General features: G+C 63.7%; 23 protein-coding genes and 1 tRNA gene. 13 read left to right on the forward strand and 11 right to left on the reverse strand.

Annotation, left to right across the window (positions count from 1 at the left end; all coding sequences use genetic code 11):
• Positions 1-33: 33 nt before the first annotated feature.
• Together ABIE53_RS18080 and ABIE53_RS18085 are read right to left on the reverse strand one after the other, a co-directional pair.
• The gene (locus ABIE53_RS18080) at positions 34-1848 is read right to left on the reverse strand and encodes an aminopeptidase P family protein (RefSeq protein ID WP_107710957.1); all 1815 of its coding nucleotides are present in this window, start codon (positions 1846-1848) and stop codon (positions 34-36) included.
• Between the two features lie 19 nt (positions 1849-1867).
• A complete protein-coding gene (locus ABIE53_RS18085; protein WP_107710956.1) occupies positions 1868-2149 on the reverse strand; it encodes a hypothetical protein in 282 nt (93 codons plus the stop codon).
• A gap of 199 nt (positions 2150-2348) precedes the next feature.
• On the opposite strand from ABIE53_RS18085, the gene ABIE53_RS18090 reads away from it, so the two are divergent.
• From ABIE53_RS18090 to ABIE53_RS18120, 7 genes are all read left to right on the forward strand, one after another.
• On the forward strand, positions 2349-3059 hold the full coding sequence (locus ABIE53_RS18090; protein WP_107710955.1) for a response regulator transcription factor: 711 nt from the start codon (positions 2349-2351) through the stop codon (positions 3057-3059).
• A gap of 88 nt (positions 3060-3147) precedes the next feature.
• Complete coding sequence (gene hemA / locus ABIE53_RS18095; RefSeq protein WP_006052760.1) at positions 3148-4434, forward strand: glutamyl-tRNA reductase; 1287 nt, start codon at positions 3148-3150, stop codon at positions 4432-4434.
• A gap of 128 nt (positions 4435-4562) precedes the next feature.
• Positions 4563-5645, forward strand: coding sequence for a peptide chain release factor 1 (prfA, locus tag ABIE53_RS18100; protein ID WP_006052759.1), 1083 nt, complete (start codon positions 4563-4565; stop codon positions 5643-5645).
• 6 nt (positions 5646-5651) lie between these two features.
• A complete protein-coding gene (prmC, locus tag ABIE53_RS18105) occupies positions 5652-6521 on the forward strand; it encodes a peptide chain release factor N(5)-glutamine methyltransferase (RefSeq protein WP_114156511.1) in 870 nt (289 codons plus the stop codon).
• A 157-nt stretch (positions 6522-6678) separates the two neighbouring features.
• Positions 6679-6990, forward strand: a complete 312-nt coding sequence (gene grxD, locus ABIE53_RS18110) for a Grx4 family monothiol glutaredoxin (RefSeq protein ID WP_006052757.1) — start codon at positions 6679-6681, stop codon at positions 6988-6990.
• 40 nt (positions 6991-7030) lie between these two features.
• Positions 7031-7633 (forward strand): UbiX family flavin prenyltransferase, encoded by a 603-nt coding sequence (locus ABIE53_RS18115; RefSeq protein WP_107710953.1) that lies wholly within the window; start codon positions 7031-7033, stop codon positions 7631-7633.
• Positions 7634-7767: 134 nt separating this feature from the next.
• Positions 7768-8553 (forward strand): DODA-type extradiol aromatic ring-opening family dioxygenase, encoded by a 786-nt coding sequence (locus ABIE53_RS18120; protein ID WP_029971295.1) that lies wholly within the window; start codon positions 7768-7770, stop codon positions 8551-8553.
• A gap of 140 nt (positions 8554-8693) precedes the next feature.
• Here the strand turns inward: ABIE53_RS18120 and ABIE53_RS18125 are convergent, their stop codons facing one another.
• Entirely contained in the window at positions 8694-10289 is a 1596-nt protein-coding gene (locus ABIE53_RS18125) for an APC family permease (RefSeq protein WP_006052754.1), read from the reverse strand.
• A gap of 428 nt (positions 10290-10717) precedes the next feature.
• Here ABIE53_RS18125 and ABIE53_RS18130 point away from each other — a divergent pair, with 428 nt between their 5' ends.
• Entirely contained in the window at positions 10718-10921 is a 204-nt protein-coding gene (locus tag ABIE53_RS18130; RefSeq protein ID WP_007180251.1) for a cold-shock protein, read from the forward strand.
• Between the two features lie 123 nt (positions 10922-11044).
• Here ABIE53_RS18130 and ABIE53_RS18135 read toward each other — a convergent pair whose 3' ends face one another.
• Entirely contained in the window at positions 11045-12295 is a 1251-nt protein-coding gene (locus tag ABIE53_RS18135; RefSeq protein WP_107710952.1) for an Hsp70 family protein, read from the reverse strand.
• Between the two features lie 185 nt (positions 12296-12480).
• On the opposite strand from ABIE53_RS18135, the gene ABIE53_RS18140 reads away from it, so the two are divergent.
• Complete coding sequence (locus ABIE53_RS18140) at positions 12481-13959, forward strand: MFS transporter (protein WP_006052313.1); 1479 nt, start codon at positions 12481-12483, stop codon at positions 13957-13959.
• Between the two features lie 85 nt (positions 13960-14044).
• Here ABIE53_RS18140 and ABIE53_RS18145 read toward each other — a convergent pair whose 3' ends face one another.
• Both ABIE53_RS18145 and ABIE53_RS18150 read right to left on the reverse strand, forming a co-directional pair.
• Complete coding sequence (locus ABIE53_RS18145) at positions 14045-14638, reverse strand: nitroreductase family protein (RefSeq protein ID WP_006052312.1); 594 nt, start codon at positions 14636-14638, stop codon at positions 14045-14047.
• A 162-nt stretch (positions 14639-14800) separates the two neighbouring features.
• Positions 14801-16084 (reverse strand): MFS transporter, encoded by a 1284-nt coding sequence (locus ABIE53_RS18150; protein WP_053858798.1) that lies wholly within the window; start codon positions 16082-16084, stop codon positions 14801-14803.
• 160 nt (positions 16085-16244) lie between these two features.
• Between ABIE53_RS18150 and ABIE53_RS18155 the strand changes: the two genes are divergently transcribed.
• Positions 16245-16910 carry a TetR/AcrR family transcriptional regulator gene (locus ABIE53_RS18155; RefSeq protein ID WP_107710951.1) on the forward strand — a complete coding sequence of 222 codons (666 nt, stop codon included), beginning with the start codon at positions 16245-16247 and terminating at the stop codon, positions 16908-16910.
• 101 nt (positions 16911-17011) lie between these two features.
• The gene (locus tag ABIE53_RS18160; RefSeq protein ID WP_107710950.1) at positions 17012-17566 is read left to right on the forward strand and encodes a DUF1415 domain-containing protein; all 555 of its coding nucleotides are present in this window, start codon (positions 17012-17014) and stop codon (positions 17564-17566) included.
• 1 nt (position 17567) lies between these two features.
• Here ABIE53_RS18160 and ABIE53_RS18165 read toward each other — a convergent pair whose 3' ends face one another.
• A complete protein-coding gene (locus tag ABIE53_RS18165; RefSeq protein WP_053858801.1) occupies positions 17568-18410 on the reverse strand; it encodes a class I SAM-dependent methyltransferase in 843 nt (280 codons plus the stop codon).
• A gap of 394 nt (positions 18411-18804) precedes the next feature.
• Between ABIE53_RS18165 and ABIE53_RS18170 the strand changes: the two genes are divergently transcribed.
• Positions 18805-19125, forward strand: coding sequence for a type II toxin-antitoxin system HicA family toxin (locus ABIE53_RS18170; RefSeq protein WP_006052307.1), 321 nt, complete (start codon positions 18805-18807; stop codon positions 19123-19125).
• 151 nt (positions 19126-19276) lie between these two features.
• Here the strand turns inward: ABIE53_RS18170 and ABIE53_RS18175 are convergent, their stop codons facing one another.
• Positions 19277-19486, reverse strand: a complete 210-nt coding sequence (locus ABIE53_RS18175; RefSeq protein WP_053859095.1) for a DUF1059 domain-containing protein — start codon at positions 19484-19486, stop codon at positions 19277-19279.
• A 413-nt stretch (positions 19487-19899) separates the two neighbouring features.
• Between ABIE53_RS18175 and ABIE53_RS18180 the strand changes: the two genes are divergently transcribed.
• Positions 19900-21192, forward strand: coding sequence for a TIGR03862 family flavoprotein (locus tag ABIE53_RS18180; RefSeq protein ID WP_107710949.1), 1293 nt, complete (start codon positions 19900-19902; stop codon positions 21190-21192).
• 180 nt (positions 21193-21372) lie between these two features.
• On the opposite strand, the gene ABIE53_RS18185 is transcribed toward ABIE53_RS18180, so the two are convergent.
• The 3 genes from ABIE53_RS18185 to ABIE53_RS18195 all read right to left on the reverse strand — a co-directional run bounded on the left by ABIE53_RS18185 (position 21373) and on the right by ABIE53_RS18195 (position 23359).
• Positions 21373-22500, reverse strand: a complete 1128-nt coding sequence (locus ABIE53_RS18185; RefSeq protein WP_192700439.1) for a methyltransferase — start codon at positions 22498-22500, stop codon at positions 21373-21375.
• Positions 22501-22724: 224 nt separating this feature from the next.
• A tRNA-Thr gene (locus tag ABIE53_RS18190) sits at positions 22725-22800 on the reverse strand.
• 19 nt (positions 22801-22819) lie between these two features.
• The gene (locus ABIE53_RS18195; protein WP_107710947.1) at positions 22820-23359 is read right to left on the reverse strand and encodes a ClpXP protease specificity-enhancing factor; all 540 of its coding nucleotides are present in this window, start codon (positions 23357-23359) and stop codon (positions 22820-22822) included.
• Positions 23360-23376: the final 17 nt, after the last annotated feature.

The following is a 23376-nucleotide window of genomic DNA, read 5'->3' on the forward strand; positions in this document are numbered from 1 at the left end:
AACGTCGTTATGCGTCGTTATACGGTTTGCTGCTCAGACAGGCTGCGTGCGCAGTTCGAGCCACGTCTTCGCGTCGCCGGAAACATGCGGCGCGAGGCGCGTGCGCACCGTCTCGTGATAGCTGTTGAGCCACGCGCGTTCGTCGTCGCGCAGCAGCGACAAGTCGAGGCAGCGCGTGTCGATCGGGCACAGCGTGAGCGTCTCGAACTCGAGGAAGTCGCCGAATTCGGTCTGACCGGCGGGCACGTTCAGCACCAGATTCTCGATCCGCACACCCCACTTGCCTGGCCGGTAGACGCCCGGTTCGATCGACGTGATCATGCCTTCTTCCATCGCCGTCCACGGTTCGGCCGGCGCGTAGTGCGCGATTACTTGCGGGCCTTCGTGAACGTTCAGGAAATAGCCGACACCGTGGCCCGTGCCGTGACCGTAGTCGGCACCGGCTTCCCAGATCGGCGCGCGCGCGATGGCGTCGAGCATCGGCGAGCGGATGCCGCGCGGAAACTTCGCGCGCGACAGCGCCATGGTGCCCTTCAGCACGATCGTGAAATCGCGCCGCTGTGCGTCGCTGATCGTGCCGATCGGCACCACGCGCGTGATGTCGGTCGTTCCGCTCAGATACTGCGCGCCGGAGTCGATCAGCAACAGGCCGTTGCCCTCGATCACCGAATGCGATTCCCGAGTCGCGCGATAGTGCGGCATCGCGCCGTTCGCGTTGAAGCCCGCAATGGTCGCAAAGCTCAACGACACGAAACCCGGCCGACGCGCGCGCGCGGCCGTCAGACGTTCGTCGATAGTGAGTTCGGTGATCGTCTCGCGGCCGAGCGCGCTTTCGAACCACGCGAAGAATTCGGCGAGCGCCGCGCCGTCCTGCTCCATCGTCTCGCGCACGTGCTTCGCCTCGGCTTCGGTCTTGCGCGACTTGAAGAAGGTGGACGGATTGACCGCCTCGACCACCTTCACCGTCGACGGCACCGATTGCAGCGAGCCGTACGTGATGCGGCGCGGGTCGATCAACAAGGTGCTGCCGGCGGGCAGCGCGGCGAGCGCATCGGCCGCTTTCGCGTAGGGCTCGACATTGACGCCGTCGCGCGCGAGCGCTTCGGCGAGCGCGGGCGGCACCTTGCCGTCGGAGACGAAAAGCGACGCGCCGTGTTCGCCGATCAACGCGTGCGCGACGAAAACCGGGTTGAAGCTGACGTCGGCGCCGCGCAGATTGAAGAGCCACGCCAGGTCGTCGAGCGTGGAAATGAAGTGCCACTGCGCGCCCTTTTCCGCCATTGCGCGACGGACCTGTGCGAGCTTTTCCGAACGCGCGACGCTTGCATGCGGCTCGGCGTGTTCGAACACCGCCGCATCGGGCAGCGACGGGCGCTGCGGCCAGATGCCGTCGAACAGATCGACGTCGGTGCGCAGCTTCACGCCGCGCGCCGTGAGCGCTTGAGTCAAAGCCCGCGCCGCCGCCACGCCGAGCACGGCGCCGTCCACGCCGACGGTGCCGCCCGGCGCCACGTTTTCAGCGAGCCACTCGAAATGCGGCGCGGTCTGCTGACCACCGGTCATCTTCATGAGCTGAACGCCGCTGCCGGCCAGTTGCGCATTGGCCTGCTCCCAGTAGCGGCTGTCGGTCCAGACGCCCGCGAAGTCGGCGGTGACGATCAGCGTGCCCGCCGAGCCGGTGAAGCCGGACAGCCACTCGCGGCCCTGCCAACGCCCCGGCAGATATTCGGACAAATGCGGGTCCGCGGACGGCACGAGGTAAGCGGCGACGCCTTCGCGCGCCATCGCGCTGCGCAAGCCGGCGAGCCGTTCGGGAATGGAAGAAGTTTGGGGAAGTCGGGCATTCATGGAGGTCACCTGCAAGTATTCATCGACGGGAAAGCAAGCCGACCGTCACGGCGACGGCGATCATGGCGACGGCCGTGCACACAGGCCATTCCAGTATCTCGCCGTCATGGAAAAGACCGATCACATTGCCGGCCATGCGCGCGACGATCGCGCCCAGCACGCCGGCCAGCAGCGCCACCCATAGGCGGGCGCCTTTCGAGCCGCCGGAGCGGCCGGCGTTGTTCAAGCGGCGCAGCGGATGCAACCACCAGCCCGCGAAGCCGATTGCGGCTCCGAGTACGACGATTCCAGCCCAGCCCATCAGCGGATGGACTCGCGCAGTTTCGGATTTGTCTCATGGGCGCGAGGCACAACGACAGCTAGCATTTTTGTCTCTTCTCAAAAAATCAGCACGGCGCTTTCCGCACAGCGGTTGAGTTTAGGGGTCGGGGTGATGTTAGGCAAGCTGGAGGCCTTACGGAAAAGCCTGGTTCCTGGCCGTCGTCAAGTGGATTGCGCGCATGCGAATCGCCCTTATCGAGCCGGACCCGCGGCACGCCCAGTTGGTCACCCGGCTCATGTTCGCCGGCGGCCACGTGTGTCAGCACTTCGCCACGAGCGCCCCGTTCCTCGCGCAAGCCGCGGACCAATTCTTCGATCTGCTGATTACCGAAAACTGGACCGGCGACCATTCCGCCGAAGATGTGATCGCGCGCGCCCGAGCCCTTCTGCCGAGCCTGCCGGTCATCGTGATGATGACGGAGCCGCGCGAAAGCCAGATCGTCGCCGTGCTGCACGCGGGCGCCGACGACTGTCTCGCCAAGCCGGTACGCGGCCCCGAAACGCTCGCGCGCGTCGACGCGCTGCTGCGGCGCGCAGGCTTGCGCCGGCCGCCCAATCGACGGCACGACGTGATTCGCGGCTATACGTTCGACGCCGCCAACTTCGCCGTCACGTTCCGCAACCGCGTGGTCACGCTGACGCCGAAGGAGTTCCGCTTCGCGCTGCTGCTGTTCACCAATCTGTCGCGGCCCGTGTCGCGCGCGCACATCATGGAAACCGTGTGGGCACGGCGCCGCGACGTAAAGTCGCGCACCGTCGACACGCACGCGTCGCGCGTGCGGTCCAAGCTCGAATTGCGCCCGGAGCATGGCTATTCGCTTGCGCCGCTGTACGGCTACGGCTATCAGCTCGACGCATTTTCCGTGGAAGGCGCTGCCGCACCGGCCTGATGGCTGGCATAAGCGGCGCGGGTGCGAGGCGCAGCGAGTAAGAATCGCGAAAACGCTATAATATGGGGCTAAACCATAGCTCCCCAGCATGCAGCTCTTAACGATCGGAATCAATCACCACACAGCGCCTGTCGCCTTGCGCGAACGCGTGGCGTTTCCGCTCGAACAGATCAAGCCTGCACTGGACACCTTCAAGAGCGTCTGGCTCGGCGGCACGGCCCGCTCGGCGCCTGAAGCGGCGATTCTCTCTACCTGCAATCGCACCGAACTCTATTGCGCGACCGACGACCAGGCCGCGCGCGAAGCCGCGATCCAATGGCTGTCGCGGTATCACAACCTGCCCATCGAGGAACTCGCGCCGCACGTCTACGCGCTGCCGCAGTCGGAAGCCGTGCGCCACGCGTTCCGCGTCGCCTCGGGCCTCGATTCGATGGTGCTCGGCGAAACGCAAATCGTCGGACAAATGAAGGACGCCGTGCGCACCGCGTCCGAAGCAGGCGCGCTCGGCACTTATCTGAACCAGTTGTTCCAGCGCACGTTCGCCGTCGCAAAAGAAGTGCGCAGCACGACTGAGATCGGCGCGCAGTCGGTTTCGATGGCAGCCGCTGCCGTGCGGCTCGCGCAACGTATTTTCGACAAGGTGTCGAACCAGCGCGTGCTGTTCATCGGCGCGGGCGAAATGATCGAGCTGTGCGCGACGCACTTCGCCGCGCAGCAGCCCCGTGAACTCGTGGTCGCGAACCGCACGGCCGAGCGCGGCACGCGGCTCGCGGAGCGCTTCAACGGCCGGGCCATTCCGCTGTCGGACTTGCCGACGCGCATGCACGAGTTCGACATCATCGTGTCGTGCACGGCTTCCACGTTGCCGATCATCGGCCTGGGCGCGGTCGAGCGCGCGGTCAAGGCGCGCCGCCATCGGCCGATCTTCATGGTCGATCTGGCGGTTCCGCGCGACATCGAACCGGAAGTCGGCAAGCTGGAAGACGTGTTCCTGTATACCGTCGACGACCTCGGCGCGATCGTCCGCGAAGGCAATGCGTCGCGCCAGGCCGCGGTTGCACAGGCCGAAGCGATCATCGAAACGCGCGTGCAGAACTTCATGCAGTGGCTCGAGGCGCGCAGCATCGTGCCGGTGATCCGTCACATGCATACGCAAGCCGACGTGCTGCGCCGGGCCGAAGTCGAACGCGCGCAGAAAATGCTCGCGCGCGGCGACGATCCTGCCGCGGTGATCGAGGCGCTTTCGCAAGCGCTGACCAACAAGCTGATTCACGGTCCCACTCACGCGCTTAACCGCGCTAGCGGTGAAAACCGCGACACGCTCATCGAATTGATGGGCGGCTTCTACAAACACTCCGGTTCCTCGGAACGTTAGCGGCGCGCACCGCCTCGTCCGCGCCACCCGCCGGTGGCCTCGCAGTGGCCCGCCACATGCTTCTGTCCCGGGCATCCGCCCATTTTCCTGGTTGCTGTCCTTCCGGAGCCCGCTCCGATACCCGCCCGATGAAAACGAGCATGCAACGCAAGCTCGACCAGCTGACGACACGGCTGGCCGAACTGAACGATCTGTTAAGCCGCGAGGACATCACCTCGAACCTCGATCAATATCGCAAGCTCACGCGCGAACACGCCGAGCTTGGGCCCGTCGTCGAGCAATACGCGCTGTGGCGCCAGGCCATGCACGACGCCGCCACCGCGCAGGAACTGCTGACGGACATCTCCATGCGCGAATTCGCCGAAGAGGAAATTCGCGCGGCGCGTGAGCGCATGGAACAGCTCGGCGGCGAACTGCAGAAGATGCTGTTGCCGAAAGATCCGAACGACGACCGCAACATCTTCCTCGAAATTCGCGCCGGCACCGGCGGCGACGAGTCCGCGCTTTTTGCAGGCGACCTGTTGCGCATGTATTTGCGCTACGCCGAGCGCAACCGCTGGCAGGTCGAGATGATGTCGGCGAGCGAATCCGATCTGGGCGGCTATAAGGAAGTGATCGTGCGGATCGCGGGCGAAGCCGCATATTCGAAGCTGAAGTTCGAGTCCGGCGGCCATCGCGTGCAGCGCGTGCCGGCAACCGAAACGCAGGGCCGCATTCACACGTCCGCGTGCACGGTGGCGGTCATGCCGGAAGCCGACGAGATCGGCGAAGTCGAAATCAATCCGGCCGATCTGCGCATCGACACGTTCCGGGCGTCGGGCGCGGGCGGTCAGCACATCAACAAGACGGATTCGGCCGTGCGCGTCACGCACTTGCCGACGGGCATCGTCGTCGAATGTCAGGACGACCGCTCGCAGCACAAGAACAAGGACCGCGCGCTGAAGGTGCTCGCGGCGCGCATCAAGGACAAGCAGTCGCACGAGCAGCAGGCGAAAGAAGCGGCGACGCGGAAGAGTCTGATCGGCTCGGGCGATCGCTCGGAGCGGATTCGCACCTACAACTTCCCGCAAGGGCGTCTGACAGATCATCGGATCAATCTGACGCTGTATCGCCTCGATGCAATCATGGACGGCGATCTCGACGAACTGATCAGCGCGCTCGTCAGCGAACATCAGGCGGAGCTGCTTGCTTCGCTCGGCGACGCGGATTGAGCGCCGATGACCGCGAACGCGCCGCCCAATCGCGACCAGGCGGCCACGCCCGCGGCGTTGTTGCGCGCCTCGCCGCTGCCGCCGCTCGAAGCGCGCATTTTGCTCACGCATGTGCTCGGCTGGCGCCATACGCAGTTGATCACGCGCGCGGACGAAGCGCTCGACAGCGAGTGCGTCGAGCGTTATCTCGCGTTGCAGGCGCGGCGCGTGGCCGGCGAACCGATTGCGCAACTGGTCGGCGTCCGCGAGTTCTTCGGGCTTGAGTTCGAGGTGACGCCGCATGTGCTGATTCCGCGTCCGGAGACCGAATTGCTGGTCGAAACGGCGCTCACGGCGATGGAAAATCTTCCGCGCCCGCGCGTGCTCGATCTCGGCACCGGCACGGGCGCCATTGCACTGGCGATCGCGTCGATGCGCCCGGACGCGCAAATGACCGCGCTCGACCGTTCGGCGGAAGCGCTCGCGGTCGCGGCGCGCAACGCCGCGCGTCTGCTGGATGCGAAACGGCCAGGCGGCGCCGTGACGTTCGCGCAAAGCGACTGGTACGGCTCGCTGGATACGGCGCTGCGCTTTGACGTGATCGTGAGCAACCCGCCGTATATCGCGAGCGGCGACCCGCATCTGGAGCAAGGCGACTTGCGCTACGAGCCGCGCGGCGCGCTCACCGACGAAGCCGACGGCCTCAGCGCGATCCGCGCGATCGTCGCCGGCGCGCCCGCGCGTCTTGCCGCGCGCGGCGTTCTGTGGATGGAGCACGGCTACGATCAGGCCGAAGCCGTCCGCGAACTTCTGACAGGGCAAGGCTTCGTGGATGTCAGATCGGAGCGCGACCTTGCGGGCATCGAGCGAATCAGCGGCGGGCGGCTTGCCGGCTGAGCACGCTGACATGCTGATACCTCAGCACGCTAGCTGACGCAAGCCGCCGCAATAGCCGCAACGCGCGGATGGACAAAGCGGCCGTCGGCCGGTGCGGGCGAAATCCGCTATCATTTCAGCCTATTCCCTACACATACTCGGAACCGCAAGGTCAGTCATGGATACGCAACAACGCATCAAGCAAATCGTCGACGAAAACAACGTCGTGCTCTTCATGAAGGGCAGCGCCCAGTTCCCGATGTGCGGCTTTTCCGGCCGCGCCATCCAGATCCTGAAGGCGTGCAATGTCAACGAGTTCAAGACGGTCAACGTCCTCGAAGACGACGAAGTTCGCCAGGGCATCAAGCAGTTCTCGAACTGGCCGACCATTCCGCAGCTTTATGTGAAGGGCGAATTCGTCGGCGGCTCGGACATCATGATGGAAATGTACGAATCGGGCGAATTGCAGCAACTGTTCGCCGCGGCCTGATCGTTCAGTCCGAAGCTGTTCCTACGAGGCGCCGCCAGTCATGGAAACACGCGCTGCGGCGCCACGCCGGCTGATCGTCGCCATCACCGGCGCGACCGGCGCCATATACGGCATCCGCTTGCTTCAGACGTTGCGCAAGCTCGGCGGCGTCGAAAGTCATCTGCTGATTTCGAGCGCCGGCTGGCTCAATATCCGCCACGAATTGCAGTTGTCGAAGGAAGACGTGCATCCGCTCGCGGACGTCGTCCATTCGGTGCGCGACATGGGCGCGAGCATCGCGTCCGGTTCGTTTGCGACGGACGGCATGGTCGTCGCGCCGTGTTCGATGAAAACGCTCGCGAGCGTCGCACATGGTTTCTCCGACAACCTGATCACCCGCGCCGCCGACGTCACCCTCAAGGAGCGCCGCCGGCTCGTGCTGCTGGTGCGCGAAACGCCGTTCAATCTCGCGCATCTGCGCAATATGACGGCGGTGACGGAGATGGGTGGCGTGATCTTTCCGCCCTTGCCTGCGTTTTACAACCAACCAGCGACGATTGACGACATGGTCGATCACACGGTTGCCCGCGTGCTGGATCTGTTTGCGTTGGGACCGGCGCTATCGCCGGCGTGGGCCGGATTACGAGGCGGTGACCAGGGGTAATCGGTCGTCCGTCCGCCGAGATTACCAACCACCGCAAGACAATCAATTCCGCTTTCACCCGTTTATCAAACGACGGTGCGGCTCTATATTGACAGCAACCGAACTTCGTCCGCGCCTCACAGCGCGTCGCTGCCATGAACCGCTTGCCTTCGCTTTTTCTTTCCCACGGCGCGCCGACGCTGCCGATCGATCCGTCGCTGCCGTCCGCCGAGTTTGCGACGCTGAGCGCGCAATTGCCGCGTCCCGAGTCCGTGTTGATGCTATCCGCGCATTGGGGCACCGCGCAGCCGGTGGCGAGCACTGCCGCCAAGCCCGAAACCATCCACGATTTCTACGGGTTTCCGCGCCAGTTATATGAGATCCAGTATCCGGCGCCCGGCGCGGCCGATCTCGCGCGACGCGCCGCCGCGCTGCTTCGCGACAGCGGCATGCACGCCGGCGAAGAGCCGCACGGGCTCGACCACGGCGCATGGGTGCCGATGCTGCTGATGTTTCCGGATGCGGACGTGCCCGTCGCGCAGTTGTCGATCCAACCGCGCCTCGACGCCGCGCATCACTTTCGGGTCGGCCGCGCGCTGCGCGCGTTGAGGGACGACGGCGTGATGGTGATCGGCTCGGGCCAGATCACGCACAATCTGCGCGCCGCCGATTTTTCCGCGCGGCCGGAAGATGCCGACCCGCGCGTCGCCGAATTCACCGACTGGTTCGAAGCACGGCTCGCCGCGCGCGACATCGACGCGTTGCTGGACTATCGCCACAAAGCGCCGCATGCGGTGCTGATGCACCCGACCGACGAGCATCTGCTGCCGGTCTTCGCAGCGCTCGGTGCCGCCGACGACGATTACTCGCTGGCAATTCAATCGCTCGGCACCTATCAGCGCTCGCTCGCCATGACGAACTACGTGTTCGGCACGGCCTGAGCGCCGGACCCGACAAAGAACGACTCGCGGCGTCCGCGGCAAAAGCAAAAAGCAAAAACAAAAGCCCGCCTGAGCAAAAACTCAGACGGGCTTTTTTAGCATGCAGCCGGACCATCAACCGCCCGGCGCAGCGCGGCACCTCAGTGCGCGCCCATTCCTTCGAGCACTTCGTCGTGCGTCTGACGCTCTTCCAGATACTCCGAGCGATAGCCGCTATTCACGCCCCAGTAATAGAAGACGAGCGAGAACGCGATCACGACCAGCATGTCCCAGCCGTACGGCAGAACGCCACGACCGCCGAACTCCTTGCTGCCGATGAGCGAGAGGATCGCCATCACCGGCAAATAAGCGACCAGCCACCACGCCGCCTTCAGGTCGCGGCCCCAGCCGCCGAAGCCCGACTTCGCCTGGAAGTAGAAGTACACCGGCAGCGCGACGACCATCAGCAGAATGATTTCGCCCGTCAGCGGCCACTTTGCCCAGTACAGGATCAGCGACGCGCATACGAACGCGAACGGCGCGATCACCTGCATGCCGGGGATGTGCAGCGGGCGCTCGAGGTCCGTCGCTGCGCGGCGCAGCGCCATCAGGCTGATCGGGCCGGTCAGGTACGAGATTACGGTCGCAACCGAAATCACCGCCGCGAGGGAGCTCCATCCGCGGAAAAAGAACAGGAAGATGAACGAGACCAGCAGGTTGAACCACATCGCCGGACGCGGCACGCCGTAGAACGGATGCACGCTGCCGAAAATCTTCGGCATCGTGTTGTTGCGCTCCATCGCGTAGATCATGCGCGTGGTGGTCGCCATGTAGGTCGTGCCGGTGCCGCTCGGGCTGACGAAGGCGTCGACGTACAGCAGAATCGCGAGCCAGTTCAGGTTCAGCGCGATCGCCAGTTCCGCGAACGGCGAAGCGAAATTGAAGTGGCTCCAGCCCTTCATCACGTCAGTCGGGCTGACGGCGCCGATATACGCGACCTGCAGCAACACGTAGATGACGAGCGCGAGCAGGATCGAGCCGATCACTGCGAACGGCACGCTTTTGGCCGGATTGCGCGCTTCACCCGCCAGGTTGATCGGGCTTTGGAAACCGTTGAATGCGAACACGATGCCGCTTGTCGCGACCGCCGTCAGCACCGCCGACCAGCCATACGGCGCAAACGTGCTCACTTCGCCGAAGTTTTCCTTGTGGAAGCCCGTCAGCATCAGTCCGAGGATGGTCGCGCCCGGAATCAGAAACTTGAAGATCGTGATGGCCGAGTTGGCGCGCGCGAACAGCTTCACGCCCCAGTAGTTCAGCAGGAAATAGATAACTACGAGGACCGCCGAGAGTAGCAGCCCGGTCGTAGTCAACGAGCCATCGACGAATAAAGCATGCGCCCACGGATACGGCCACGTGCTCATGTATTGAATGGATGCTTCGGCCTCGATCGGAATCACCGAAACAATGGCGATCCAGTTGGCCCACGCGCTGATGAAGCCCACCAGCGCGCCGTGCGAATAGCGCGCGTAGCGCACCATGCCGCCCGATTCCGGGAACATCGCGCCCAGCTCGGCGTAGGTCAGCGCGATCGCGAGAATCACGACGGCGCCGATGATCCACGCGCAGATCGACGCCGGGCCCGCGATTTTCGCGGCCTTCCACGCGCCGAACAGCCAGCCCGAGCCGATGATCGAACCCAGGCCGGTCAGCATGAGTGCGAAGGGCCCGATGTTCCGTTGTATAGAACTTTTCACGTCTTCTCCTGTTTCAGAACCACGTCGGCACCCCATGAATCGCGCTTATGACGAGAAAACGGGTGACGCGCATGTATGCGCGACGGTTATCCCAATGGTGCAACCGGCGCGGGCGCGTAGTTTAACGGTTGCACCCGGCGCCTGCAGTGAAACTAAGGGTTCTCCCTAGCAAAAAATCCGCCGACTCCGCAAGCTTTGTAAGCAACTTTTCGGGGCGGTATCGCGAATTTTTGTAAAGTTGGGCGCCGAGTGTTGACCTTCTCTCGAAATCGCCGTATAACGTTCGGGCAGGATTTCAAGCGGCGAGTGAATTGGTCTTTCGTAGTTCGCCCATCAACGGTACTCCGGTTGGTCCCATTACCCCCTTCCTTGATTTTCATGCACTCAACGGGCTTCGGCCTTATTCACCATCTTTAGGAACAAGTAATATGGAAACCGGTACCGTCAAGTGGTTCAATGACGCAAAGGGCTTTGGCTTCATCACCCCGGACGGCGGCGGCGAAGATCTGTTCGCGCATTTCTCGGAAATCCGCACGGAAGGCTTCAAGACGCTGCAAGAAAACCAAAAGGTTACGTTTGAAGTGAAGACGGGCCCGAAGGGCAAGCAAGCAGCTAACATCAAGCCGGTGTAAGCGCTACGCTGCTTCCTTCTGGACGCAAAAAAACCCCGCCTCGGCGGGGTTTTTTATTGCGCCGGCAATTCGCCGAGTTCGCGCGCGGCGATTATCTTCGCAATATAAAGCGGCGGTTCGCAGTTACGCGAACACGCGCCGCGCGTGAATGCCGAGTCCCGTTGCGACACTCGCGAGACGGTCGCCGAATACCGCTTCGGCATCGGGGAATGCCGCCGCCAACGCGCCGGACAGAAACGCGAGGCCGGTCGAGCCGCCCGTGAAGTAAATCGCGCTCACGTCGCGAATCGACACGCCGGCTGTCTGCACGGTGTCGCGCGCCGCCGCCACGATGCGGCGCGTTTCGTCCTCTCCCGCTTCGATGAGTTGCGCCTCGTCGAATGCAAGGCGCAGATCGTCTTCGACTTCGTCGAGATCGATCACCGTCTCGCCGCCCGCGGCGACGCCGATCTTCGCCTCTTCCGCATGCGCGGCCAGAGCGTGACCGAGGCGCCGCTCCACCACGCGCATCAGGCGATCATGGTGTTTAACTTCGGTGAACAGGTGCCGCATGAGCGCCAGTTCGCTGACGCGCTTCGGTGCATAAACGGTATTGATCAGGTGCCACGTCGCCAGATCGAAATAGACGCGGTTCGGAAGTTCGCGGCCTTCGGGGTCGAGCGACTGATAGCCGAGCTCGCGCAGAATCGTCGCCAGTTCGACGCGGCGATCGAAGTCCGTGCCCGCGACGTGCACGCCGTGATGGGCCAGCACGTCGTTCTTGCGCTCGACGCGGTTCATCCGCTCCGGTCCGACGCGCACCAGCGAAAAGTCCGACGTACCGCCGCCGATGTCGGCCACCAGCACGAGCCCTTCCTGCGTGAGGCGCGATTCGTAGTCGAATGCGGCCGCGATCGGCTCATACTGGAAGTGAATGTCCCGCAGGCCCACCGCGCGTGCCGCCGCTTCGAGCTGCTTTTGCGCCATCTGATCGGCGCGCGGATCGTCGTCGACGAAGAACACCGGGCGGCCCAGCACCGCGCGCTCGATCGGCGCGCCTGTGGCTTTCTCCGCCGAGCGCTTCAGATGGTCGAGGAAGATCGCGATGATATCGGTGTACTTGATCGCCGTGCCGTCGCCGAGATCGGTCGAATGGTCGGCAAGCGGCGAGCCGAGGATGCTTTTCATCGAGCGCATCAGCCGCCCGTCGAAACCGTCGATGTACGCCGCGAGCGCCGCGCGTCCGAACTCGCGGGTGTCTTCGTCGGTATTGAAGAACACCGACGTAGGCAGCGTCGTATAAGCGCCTTCGACGGCTGCGAGCCTGAGCGCCGCGCCGTCAGGAACGGCTACGGCCGAGTTGGAAGTACCGAAGTCAATCGCGCAATAGTTCATGGCAGGAATGGCCGCTCACGGCTGGCGCGCACAGGTAGGAGCGGCTTTGTATCACGAAAGCCGGATCAGCATCAACTTGCCAAAAGCGCGAAGGTGCCCAATGGTGCACTGGAGGCGCGGAATAGAAGTTGCTGCATAGGCCAGTTCGAGCCGCCGCATTTCAACGATTCAGGAGACCACCAGCAATGAGCGCGCCGCCTGCCGCCGACGTCCAGCGAAAAACCGCCGGGATCATCGAAACGGATTTGCCGTCCCGGCTCGACCGCCTGCCGTGGGGGCGCTTTCACACGTTGATCGTCGTCGCGCTGGGCGTGACGTGGCTTCTCGACGGACTCGAAGTGACGCTCGCCGGAGCGGTCGCGAGCGCGTTGAAGTCTAGCCCGTCACTGCATTTCACCAACGCGGACGTGGGGCTCGCCGGCAGCGCCTACATTGCCGGCGCGGTGCTCGGCGCACTCGGCTTCGGCTGGCTCACGGACCGGCTGGGCCGGCGCAAGCTCTTCTTCATCACGCTCGCGGTCTATCTGACGGCGACTGCGGCGACCGCCGTGTCGTGGAATCTCGCCAGTTTCCTGCTGTTCCGCTTTCTGACGGGCGCGGGCATCGGCGGCGAATACACCGCGATCAATTCGACGATTCAGGAGTTCACGCCGCCTCGCGTGCGCGGCTGGATCGATCTCGCCATCAACGGCACGTTCTGGGTCGGCGCGGGTCTCGGCGCCGCCGGTTCGCTGATCCTGCTCGATCCGAACCTGCTGCCGGGCGACTGGGGCTGGCGCGCGTGCTTTCTGATCGGCGCCGTGCTCGCATTAACCATCTTGCCGATGCGCATCTGGGTGCCCGAAAGCCCGCGCTGGCTGCTCACGCACGGGCACGAGCGCGACGCGCGCGCGATCGTCGAAGGAATCGAAACGCGTTTTCGCAGCGAAGGTCACGCGCTGGCCGCCGACGGCCTCACGCGCCTGCGTCTGCGTGCGCGCGGCCACACGCCGCTGCGCGAGGTGTTCCACACGCTTTTCAATCTGCATCGACGGCGCGCGCTGGTCGGCCTTTCGCTGATGACCGCGCAGGCGTTCTTCTACAACGCCATTTTTTTCACCTACGCGCTGGTGCTGACGGACTTCTACGGCGTGCCGGGCGACCATATCGGCTGGTATCTGCTGCCCTTCGCGCTCGGCAATTTTCTCGGGCCGCTGATGCTCGGCCGGCTGTTCGACGTGATCGGGCGGCGCAAGATGATTGCGTCGACCTACGGCATTTCGGCGATTTTGCTGACGGTAAGCGGCTACCTGTTCCAGCAGCATGTGCTGACGGTCGTCACGCAGACCGCCTCGTGGATGGTGATTTTCTTCTTCGCGTCGGCTGCGGCGAGTTCGGCTTATCTCACCGTGAGCGAATCGTTTCCGCTGGAGATCCGCGCGCTCGCCATCGCCGTGTTTTACGCGTTCGGCACGGCGCTCGGCGGGATCGCCGGCCCGGCTTTCTTCGGACGGCTGATCGACACGCATCAGCGCAGCGAGGTGTTCTCGGGTTATCTGGTCGGCTCCGCGCTGATGCTCGCGGCCGCCGTGATCGCGGCGATCTGGGGCGTGGATGCCGAGCGCAAGTCTCTCGAGCATGTGGCCACGCCGCTTTCGAGCGTGAGCGATGACGAGGCGGCTTAACGAAGTCGCTTTTACGCAGCCGATAAAAAAACGCGCGGTCGGCGCCGCGCGTTTCTTCCCGACGTATCCAGCAACGTAAGCTAGCTCAGAACGGCTTCTTCCAGCCGCCGCTGTAGGCGATTTCCGCAAGCGGCAAACGCTGGCGCACCGACTTCTCGCGTTCGCGCAGAACCGGGTCGAGCTTGTCGACCTCGCCGTAATGGCCAAGCGAAATCATCGCAATCGGTTCGACGTCGTTCGGCAGATCGAAAGCGGTGCGGAACGCGTTCTGGTCGAAGCCGCTCATCTGATGCGCGGCGAGGCCGAGCGCATGCGCCTGCAGCACGAGCGCCATCGCGGCTGCGCCGGCGTCATATTGCGCGCAGCGATTCACTTCGCCCTTGGCGGTGCGCGTTTGCGCGGTCACGGCGATCAGCACGGGCGCGGGCGCGTTCCAGCCCTGGTTGAACGGCACCAGCGTGGCGAACGCCTGCTTGAACGCCACTTCGTCGGCGCTGCGGTCGAACACCAGAAAACGCCAGGGCTGCGCGTTATACGACGAAGGCGCCCAGCGAGCCGCTTCGAGCACTGCGCGCAGATTGTCGCGGCTCACCGGTTCGCTCGAATACGCGCGCGGGCTCCAGCGACCGGCAATCAACTCGTGAATGGCAACTTCGGTAGGGGCGGGTTTGTGGGTCATGCGCTTCTCTCAATAGAAATTCATGATCGCGGGCGGCTGCCCGAGGCCACATAGCATACCCAAGGTTCGACACGCGCGCTGCCCAATGCGTACGGTTCTTTTTGCTCAGATGGCAAGACGCGGGTGCGCCGCAGCGCCGCCCGCGTTACTCCATGTGTGGCGTCAGATCGGCTGCGGCTCCGGCGCCTTGGCGGGCCGGTTGATCCGCAACACGATGACCGCGGCCACGAGACACAAACCGCCCGAAATCATCGACGCCACCGTGTATGTGCCGAGGCTCGCGCGCAGCATGCCCGCGCCGAGCGCCGCGAACGCCGCGCCGAGCTGATGCCCGGCCACAACCCAGCCGAACACCACAGGCGCCGCCTCCTTGCCGTAGACGTCCGTGGCGAGACGCACGGTCGGCGGCACGGTCGCGATCCAGTCGAGCCCGTAGAACACGGCGAAAAGCGGCAAACCGAAAAAGTCGATGCCAAAGGCGTGCGGCAGATACATCAGCGACAAGCCGCGCAGCCCGTAATACCAGAACAGCAGCACACGGCTATTGAAGCGGTCGGACAGCCAGCCGGAGAGCGTCGTGCCGAACAGATCGAAGATGCCCATCGCGGCCAGCAGCGACGCGCCCTGCACTTCGGTCATCCCGTAATCGCCGCACATCGCGATCAGGTGAGTGCCGACATAGCCGTTCGTGCTTGCGCCGCAAATGAAGAAGCTGAAGAACAGCAGCCAGAAATCGCGCGTCTTGCTCGCCATGGCAAGCGTGCCGAACGCGATCGCGAGCGGATTCTGCTTCGTGGCCGTAGCGGCCGCGGGTGCGTCATGCGGCTCGCCGTAGGGACGCAGCGCGACATCCGACGGACGCTCCGGCAGCAAAAAGGCGACGAGCGGCAGCACGATCGCCGCAGCCGCCGCGACGACCCACACGACCTGACGCCAGCCGTAATGCTCGGCGATGGCCGCGAGCATCGGCAGGAACACGAGTTGGCCGGTCGCCGAACTCGCCGTGAGAATACCCATCACGAGCCCGCGGTGCGTGGTGAACCAGCGCGTCACCACAGTCGCCGACAACGACAGCGCCGCCACACCCGTCGAGCCGCCGACCATCACGCCCCAGACGAGGATCATCTGCCACGGCTGGGTCATCAGCGAGGACAGCGCGACGCCCGCCGCCATCGTGCCGAGCGCGATCAGCAGCGTGGGACGCACGCCGAAGCGCTGCATGGCCGCCGCCGCGAACGGCCCCATCAACCCGTAGAGCGCGATGTTGACCGAGATCGCGAGCGAAATCGTCGCGCGGCTCCAGCCGAACTGATGCTCGAGCGGCACCATCATCACGCTCGGCGTGGCGCGCGTGCCGGCGGCCGCGAGCAACACCAGAAACACCACCGCGACCGTCAACCAGCCGTAGTGAAAACGCCTGCCTATCAGTCTTGCTGCCCAGTTCATCGGCTCTCCTATCGCGCGGATTCGAGTTGCCCGCACGGTTCGTGTTCGTACTATTACGGTTTCCGTAAGGGACTTGTGACAGATCAGTCACAATCAGTGTTGCGATCTTAGTTACCGGTCGGTAACATGTCAAGGCGTCGATTGAATCAAGGGGCCGTCCATGTCTGAAAGCCATACCTCCAAACGAGCCGGTTCGCGCGCTGCGACTGTGCCCGCCTCACGGCGCGTGCGCGCAACGCAGACGACCGGCCCCGAAGCGCAGCAGCATTTGCTGCGCGCCGCGGACGAACTCTTCTATCGCGAAGGCGTGCGGGCGGTCGGCGTCGATGCGGTTGTCGAGCGGGCCGGCGTGAACAAGATGAGTTTGTACCGCCAATTTTCGTCGAAAGACGAACTCGTGATGGCCTATCTCGAGCGCAAGGACGCGCAATTCTTCGGTTACGTGGAGAAGAGCTTCGCGAAACATCCCGGCGAGCCGGCGAAGCAGTTGCAGCAATATTTCGACGACCTCGCGGCGCGGGCGTCGCTTGAAGATTATCGCGGCTGTCCGTTCGTGAACGTCGCCGTCGAGTTTTCCGATACCGAACACGCGGCCCGCCAGTTCGTGTTTCGGAACAAGGAGCGCCTGCTCGCGCGCCTGACGGAACTGGCGACGGCCGCCGGCGCGGACGATCCCGAGATGCTGGCGAACGCGCTCGCTTTGCTGATCGAGGGCGTGTACGCGGCGAGCCAGACGTATCGCGCGGGATCGGGGCCGGTGCTCGCCGCGCCGAAAGCGGCGGCGTTATTGATCGCGGGGGCTTGCGGTGCGAAGCCAGCGTCTTAGGCTTTGTTTGCTGGTCCAATTTCTTGCGGCAGTGGCGCAACGCAGACACACGCGCGCCCGTTAAAATGGCGCTTTGCCTCTCCCGCCGCTTGCCGCCTGCCATGCCGTTGCCCGCCGAATCGCACGATGCTGTCGTTGCCGCCACCCGTCACTGGCTGACTGAGGCCGTCATCGGGCTCAACTTGTGCCCGTTCGCCAAGGCCGTGCATGTGAAAGGGCAAATCCGCTACGCCGTGAGCGATGCGATAAACCTGGAAGGCGTGCTGGCCGATCTGGAAAACGAACTGAACACGCTAGTCGCCGCGGACCCGGCGACCGTGGACACGACGCTGCTAATCCTGCCTCAAGCGCTAGGCGATTTTCTCGATTACAACGACGCGCTATTCTTCGCCGAAAGAATGCTGAAGCAGCTTCGGCTCGAAGGCATTATCCAGATTGCGAGTTTTCACCCGTTGTATCAGTTCGAAGGCGCCGATCCCGACGACATTGAGAATTACACGAATCGCGCGCCGTATCCGATTCTGCATTTACTCAGAGAAGACAGTATTGAGCGCGCGGTTCAGGCGTTTCCCGATGCCGAACAAATCTACGAGCGGAATCAGGAAACACTGCGGCGAATCGGATTGGCCGGCTGGAATAAATTGATGAAAATCTGATTCAGGCGGAAACGAAAAACCGCTCTTTCAGTTCCTCGATACCCAGTGTCTGCATCACTTCGCTGAGCCGCTCGGCCGGGCGCCGACGCGGCAAGTCCTTGAACTGGGCGATGATCAGTTCGTTTTTCATCGAATGCTCCCAGCCCACCAGTTCGGTTACGCTGACCTGATAACCGTGTGCCTCTAATTGCAGGCAGCGCAGCACGTTGGTAATCTGGCTGCCGAATTCGCGCGTATGCAACGGATGCCGCCAGATTTCCGTTAATGCGTGACCCAGCGATTTACTTTTGTTTTGACGTAAAACGCCCGCCACTTCGGCCTGGCAACACGGCACCACCACGATGTATTTAGCCTTCTTTTCGAGGGCGAAGCGAATGGCGTCGTCGGTTGCGGTATTGCACGCGTGAAGCGCCGTGACAATGTCGATTTGCGCCGGCAGTTTGTCCGACGTAATGGATTCCGCCACCGACAGATTCAGAAACGACATGCCCTTGAAGCCGAGCCGCGCCGCCAGTTCCTGCGAGCGGGTCACGAGTTCTTCGCGCGTTTCGATGCCGTAAATGTGCGACGCCCCACCCGCGGCATCCTGAAACTCCTTGAAGAACAGGTCATACAGGATAAAACCTAGATATGACTTGCCGGCGCCGTGGTCGACGAGCGTGACCGCGCCCTTCTGGTCCTTCACGTCCTTGAGCAGAGGCTCGATGAACTGGAACAGATGGTAGACCTGCTTCAGCTTGCGGCGGCTGTCCTGGTTCATCTTGCCGTCGCGCGTCAGGATATGCAGTTCCTTGAGCAGCTCGATGGACTGGTTGGGGCGGATTTCGTGGGTTTTGCTGGACATCGTGGGGGACCGTCGGCAAATGCAGCGTGAACGTGCGTCAGGTGACGGAAAAGAGCATAAGTTGCTGCCAGTTTACCCAAACGGCGGCCCTTTCACCGGCGAGCGTGCAAAAGTTGCAGGAAACGCTGCGTTCCTGGAACGCTTCCTGCTCTTTCCGGCGCGACCTGGGTCGTTTGGCGCCTGACGCGGATTCTCGCAGAACCGTTCAGCGCCGCCGTGGTCCCAGAGGCATAAGCCGTGGTGCCTATAACAACAAGCTGTCGGCCGTCGTCACGAACGCATGGCCCAAATGCATGTGGGGAGGACGGTCCGGTAACACGGGCCGAACGTTACGTAACCGACGGCGCGCCGCGAGCTCAACTGGACGCGCGCCCGGACAATAGAAGAGGCAGCAATGGATACGGTACCCAACGGAAACGTCGAACAGAAGTTCCAGGAAATGATGGCGAAGCTCACCGCCATGCCCGCCTGGACGGAGAAACAGCAGCTCGAGCTGGAGATGGCGCGCGACATCTCGACGGAAATGCTTCGCCTCGCCGAAGTCATGCGCGACGGCAGCGTCGACATGGAAACATGCCTGACGCTTCTCAAGTACGCGAAAGTGCTGGACTTCGTGATGACGACGCTCGCTTCGCGGCGCGACATCAAACCACAAACGCTGCGCGTGATCTTCAAGCTGGCCGGGCTCAAGGTCGACGAGGCTTATCCGAGCTGAAAGCTCGTGAATCGCGCGTGCAGCGCGTGTGCAGACGACGCGCGTTCCACGCCGCGACTCGCGCGAGCGGCCAAAGCGCCGCTCGCCTCCCCGCGAGTCGGCGCTTCGTTCTCTCGTGCCTGACTTCAGATCCGACGCTCGAATCCGCGATTCACATGCGCGGCGCCTCTACCGGCGGCGTGCCTTCGTGAAAGAGCGTCCTCAATTGCGAGCGCAATTCCGGCGAGTCGGCATGCTTGTGCACACTGACCGCGTGCTGTACGGCCGCGTCGAGCAGTTCGTTCTCGTTATCGGCCGATAGCGCGACCGTGCAGTTCATTTCGCTCGGGAACTCCCGGCAGTCGATGTAATGGCGGGTCATGGCAGTCTCCTTGATCGATATATGTGAACCTCCACGCGGGCCGTAAGGCGCGAACCCGCAGCTCACCCGTCACGCCACGGCATGCGGTGCGGCAACGAAGATCAGTGGAATCGACGCGGGAACGACGCGAATTGCGCCCGATGGAAGGTGTCCAAAAATTATAGTTCGCGATGCTGAATAACAAAGCGGCGCGCCGACGTGTGCTGCGGTATCGACGCGCCGAAATGTAGCGTTCTGGCGTCCGTGGCGGCGGTGCACGCGTTTGCTCCGGGCCGCCTGCAATGTGAAAATAGCGCCCTTCGCAGCGCGGACACGGCAGCTTGATTTTCTAGTCAGCGCTTTGCGCGGCCGTTCGGCTTCAGCCGTGAGTTACAGCGGCGGCGCGCCGCCTTTTCCCCTCTCCACAGGCCCGCATGTCATCTTCATTCGATTCCGCCCGGGTCGCCGTGATCGGCGGCGGACCCGCCGGCTTGATGGCCGCCGAGGCGCTTTGCCTGGAAGGCGTGCAGGTCGACGTCTACGACGCGATGCCCTCCGTCGGCCGCAAATTCCTGATGGCGGGCAAAGGCGGCATGAACATCACGCATTCGGAGCCGCTCGAGCCGTTTCTCGATCGCTATGGCGCGCGCCGCCCGTGGATCGCGCCGCTCTTCGACGCGTTCGGTCCCGACGCGTTGCGCGCCTGGCTGCATGATCTTGGCGTCGAGACGTTCGTCGGCAGTTCGGGGCGTGTGTTCCCAACCGACATGAAAGCCGCGCCGATGCTGCGTGCGTGGCTGCATCGGTTGAAGGAAGGCGGCGTGCGCTTTCACATGCGGCACAAGTGGAGCGGCTGGAACGGCTTGCAAACGGGCGGTGTAGCCGGCGCGTCCGCGCACGCGGCGGCCGGCTTGCGGTTCGAGACGCCTGACGGCGAACGGCTCGTCGACTGCGACGCCGTCGTGCTGGCACTGGGCGGTGCAAGCTGGCCGCGGCTCGGCTCCGACGCGGCGTGGGTGCCGTTCATCACCTCGCAAGGCGTCGATGTGCGCGCTCTGCAACCCGCGAACTGCGGCTTCGACGCCGACTGGAGCCCTTATCTGCGCGAGCGTTTCGCCGGTCAGCCGGTGAAGTCCGTGGCCATTTCACTGACCGATGTAGACGGAAAAGTCCACAATCGACAAGGTGAAATACTTCTGACCGAAACGGGCCTCGAAGGCAGTCTGATCTATGCGCTTTCGGCGCCGATTCGTGAGCGGATTCTCGCTGACGGCGAACTCACGATCTCGCTGGACCTGGCGCCGGGCTTGGCTCTCGAGCGGGTGATCGCGGAAGTGACGAGGCCGCGCGGCTCACGTTCGATGTCGAGCCATCTGCAGGGAAGAGTCGGCATTAGCGGTGTAAAACTGGCCCTGCTGCACGAAATTCTGCCGAAGGACGTTTTCGCCGATTCGACGCGTCTCGCGCACGCAATCAAGGCGCTGCCGGTGCGGCTGTTGCGCGCACGGCCAATTGCGGAAGCGATCAGCAGCGCCGGCGGCATTCCGTTCGAGGCGCTGGATCGGCATCTGATGATCGAAAGTTTGCCGGGCGTTTTCTGCGCCGGGGAAATGCTGGATTGGGAAGCGCCGACGGGCGGTTATCTGCTAACGGCGTGTTTCGCGAGCGGGTTGGTGGCGGGGCGTGGGGCAGCGGCGTTTGTTGGAGCGCGGGACAGGTTGTCGTGAGGTGTGTGGCACGGCTGAGTGCCGCGGTGGCGAAGGGTGCGGAAGCCCGGCAGAAATGGCGGGCGCTCCGCAGGAGTAGCGCCCAACGGGCGTCGGGCGTCGGACATTGAGGCGACTGATAGGCCAAACAGCCGCCACCGCCCCAAACTGCGCCTCTAAGCCCGCGCCCTCAAGCAATCGTCAACCCCGCGCCTTGAGTCGCCAAAGCGACGTCATCTCCACCATCCGCGCCTTATGCAGCGGGTCACTCTCGTCGGTCGACTTGGGATGCCGCGGACGAATATCCTCGCGCGCCACCACCGTCAGCCCCGCATCCGCGATCGCGGCAAGCAACCATTCGCGCGTGCGCAATCCGAGATGCTCGGCAAAATCCGACAGAATCAGCCAGCCCTCGCCGCCCGGTGACAGATGTTCCGACAAGCCCTTGAGGAAACCGAGCAGCATGCGGCTGTCCGGATCGTAGACCGCATATTCGATCGGCGAAGCGGGCCGCGCCGGCACCCAAGGCGGATTGCACACGATGAGCGGCGCGCGCCCTTCCGGAAACAGATCGGCTTGCACCACATCGACTTGCTGCTCGTATCCGAGCCGCGCCAGATTCTCGCGCGCGCATGCAAGCGCTCGCGGGTCCTGGTCGGTCGCGACGATCTTCTTCACGCCACGCTTCGCGAGCAGCGCCGCCAGCACGCCCGTTCCCGTGCCAACGTCGAACGCCTTGTTCAGCGAAGGCAACGGCGTGCGCGCGACGAGATCCACATATTCACCGCGCACCGGCGAAAAGACGCCGTAATGCGGATGAATCCGGTCACCGAGCGCGGGAATCTCCACGCCCTTCTTGCGCCACTCGTGCGCGCCGATCATGCCGAGCAGCTCGCGCAGCGACACGACCGACGCCTCATCGGTCGGCGGGCCGTACGTTTCGATGCACGCCTGCCGCACGTCGGGCGCGCGGCGCAGCGGAATCGCGTACTCGGCGTTGAGCGGAATCAGGATCATGCCGAGCGTGCGCGCGCGCTGCGACTGCGTCTGCCGATGCAGATTAAACGCGTCGAGCGGCGTCTCACCCTGCTTGCGCGGTTTGCGCTCGAGCCGCCGCGTGAACGCCTGCAGCAATTGGCGCGCGTTCTGAAAGTCGCCGTTCCACAACAGCGCGGTGCCTTCACAGGCGAGCCGGTAGGCCGAGTCCGCGGTGGTCCGGTCGTCGGCGACGATCACGCGTTTCGGCGGCGGCACCGCCGCTTCGGAGCGCCAACGTGCGGTGCGGGGGCCGTCGGCTTCCGGCCAGGTGATGCTTGCAGGGCTGTTCATGATGAAGTGGGTCGTTTTGCGAAAGGCGCGTCGCGGCGCGCTGCGGGTGGCGAGACCTCATCGAATGTAGACAGTTTTGTCCACCATCGACAAGGTGAAAGAGATATGGCGATTTTAGCCCTCACCCGCGCTCACCTCGACCCGTTCCGAAGCCGGTGACAAAGCGCCGATTGGCCAATAAAAAACGGGGTTCCTGACTGAACAGAAACCCCGTTTCGCACAACTGGTGCCGGCTGCAGGACTCGAACCCGCCACCTCATGATTACAAGTCAAGCGCTCTACCTGATGAGCTAAGCCGGCATGAGGCCGTGATTCTACTTCATTTTACGATCTTGAGGCGAGCCCTCCCGCCACCTTTCGAGCCGTCGTCGTCGGGCTGGTCGCCCTGCGGCGCGCGCTCGGCTTTGGCGGCGGCATCGTCGGCTGCGGGCGCCTTGTTGACCGCACGCGGCGCGCTCGACACGCTCGGCGCAGTCGACACGCTCGGCGCGGTGGACGGCTCGACCGTTTCGGCGTCGGCGCCCGAATCCTGCGCCTCGCCGCCTGTCGACTCGACCGGGAACGCCATGCCTTGCCCGTTTTCGCGCGCGTAGATGGCGAGGATATTGGCGATAGGCACTTCGATCTTGTGCGACTTGCCGGAGAAACGGGCGCTGAACTCGACCCACTCGTTGCCCATCTGCAGTTGGCTCGTGGCCTCGAAGCTGATGTTCAACACGATCTCGTTGTCGCGCACAAACTGCCGCGGCACACGCGTCTGATTATCGACGCGCACTGCAATGTGCGGCGTGTAGCCGTTATCCGTGCACCATTCGTACAGCGCGCGCAACAGATAAGGCTTGGTGGAAATCTCTTGCATCAGCAGTCCTCTTACCG

This window comes from Paraburkholderia sp. OAS925 (genome assembly GCF_040543975.1).
Lineage (GTDB): Bacteria > Pseudomonadota > Gammaproteobacteria > Burkholderiales > Burkholderiaceae > Paraburkholderia > Paraburkholderia graminis.

What these genes read in the sequence shown, in the direction of transcription:
- ABIE53_RS18080 (WP_107710957.1), bottom strand. Translation starts at nt 1,848, where the DNA reads ATGAATGCCCGACTTCCCCAAACTTCTTCCATTCCCGAACGGCTCGCC.
- ABIE53_RS18085 (WP_107710956.1), bottom strand. Translation starts at nt 2,149, where the DNA reads ATGGGCTGGGCTGGAATCGTCGTACTCGGAGCCGCAATCGGCTTCGCG.
- ABIE53_RS18090 (WP_107710955.1), top strand. Translation starts at nt 2,349, where the DNA reads ATGCGAATCGCCCTTATCGAGCCGGACCCGCGGCACGCCCAGTTGGTC.
- hemA (WP_006052760.1), top strand. Translation starts at nt 3,148, where the DNA reads ATGCAGCTCTTAACGATCGGAATCAATCACCACACAGCGCCTGTCGCC.
- prfA (WP_006052759.1), top strand. Translation starts at nt 4,563, where the DNA reads ATGAAAACGAGCATGCAACGCAAGCTCGACCAGCTGACGACACGGCTG.
- prmC (WP_114156511.1), top strand. Translation starts at nt 5,652, where the DNA reads ATGACCGCGAACGCGCCGCCCAATCGCGACCAGGCGGCCACGCCCGCG.
- grxD (WP_006052757.1), top strand. Translation starts at nt 6,679, where the DNA reads ATGGATACGCAACAACGCATCAAGCAAATCGTCGACGAAAACAACGTC.
- ABIE53_RS18115 (WP_107710953.1), top strand. Translation starts at nt 7,031, where the DNA reads ATGGAAACACGCGCTGCGGCGCCACGCCGGCTGATCGTCGCCATCACC.
- ABIE53_RS18120 (WP_029971295.1), top strand. Translation starts at nt 7,768, where the DNA reads ATGAACCGCTTGCCTTCGCTTTTTCTTTCCCACGGCGCGCCGACGCTG.
- ABIE53_RS18130 (WP_007180251.1), top strand. Translation starts at nt 10,718, where the DNA reads ATGGAAACCGGTACCGTCAAGTGGTTCAATGACGCAAAGGGCTTTGGC.
- ABIE53_RS18135 (WP_107710952.1), bottom strand. Translation starts at nt 12,295, where the DNA reads ATGAACTATTGCGCGATTGACTTCGGTACTTCCAACTCGGCCGTAGCC.
- ABIE53_RS18140 (WP_006052313.1), top strand. Translation starts at nt 12,481, where the DNA reads ATGAGCGCGCCGCCTGCCGCCGACGTCCAGCGAAAAACCGCCGGGATC.
- ABIE53_RS18145 (WP_006052312.1), bottom strand. Translation starts at nt 14,638, where the DNA reads ATGACCCACAAACCCGCCCCTACCGAAGTTGCCATTCACGAGTTGATT.
- ABIE53_RS18150 (WP_053858798.1), bottom strand. Translation starts at nt 16,084, where the DNA reads ATGAACTGGGCAGCAAGACTGATAGGCAGGCGTTTTCACTACGGCTGG.
- ABIE53_RS18155 (WP_107710951.1), top strand. Translation starts at nt 16,245, where the DNA reads ATGTCTGAAAGCCATACCTCCAAACGAGCCGGTTCGCGCGCTGCGACT.
- ABIE53_RS18160 (WP_107710950.1), top strand. Translation starts at nt 17,012, where the DNA reads ATGCCGTTGCCCGCCGAATCGCACGATGCTGTCGTTGCCGCCACCCGT.
- ABIE53_RS18165 (WP_053858801.1), bottom strand. Translation starts at nt 18,410, where the DNA reads ATGTCCAGCAAAACCCACGAAATCCGCCCCAACCAGTCCATCGAGCTG.
- ABIE53_RS18170 (WP_006052307.1), top strand. Translation starts at nt 18,805, where the DNA reads ATGGATACGGTACCCAACGGAAACGTCGAACAGAAGTTCCAGGAAATG.
- ABIE53_RS18175 (WP_053859095.1), bottom strand. Translation starts at nt 19,486, where the DNA reads ATGACCCGCCATTACATCGACTGCCGGGAGTTCCCGAGCGAAATGAAC.
- ABIE53_RS18180 (WP_107710949.1), top strand. Translation starts at nt 19,900, where the DNA reads ATGTCATCTTCATTCGATTCCGCCCGGGTCGCCGTGATCGGCGGCGGA.
- ABIE53_RS18185 (WP_192700439.1), bottom strand. Translation starts at nt 22,500, where the DNA reads ATGAACAGCCCTGCAAGCATCACCTGGCCGGAAGCCGACGGCCCCCGC.
- ABIE53_RS18195 (WP_107710947.1), bottom strand. Translation starts at nt 23,359, where the DNA reads ATGCAAGAGATTTCCACCAAGCCTTATCTGTTGCGCGCGCTGTACGAA.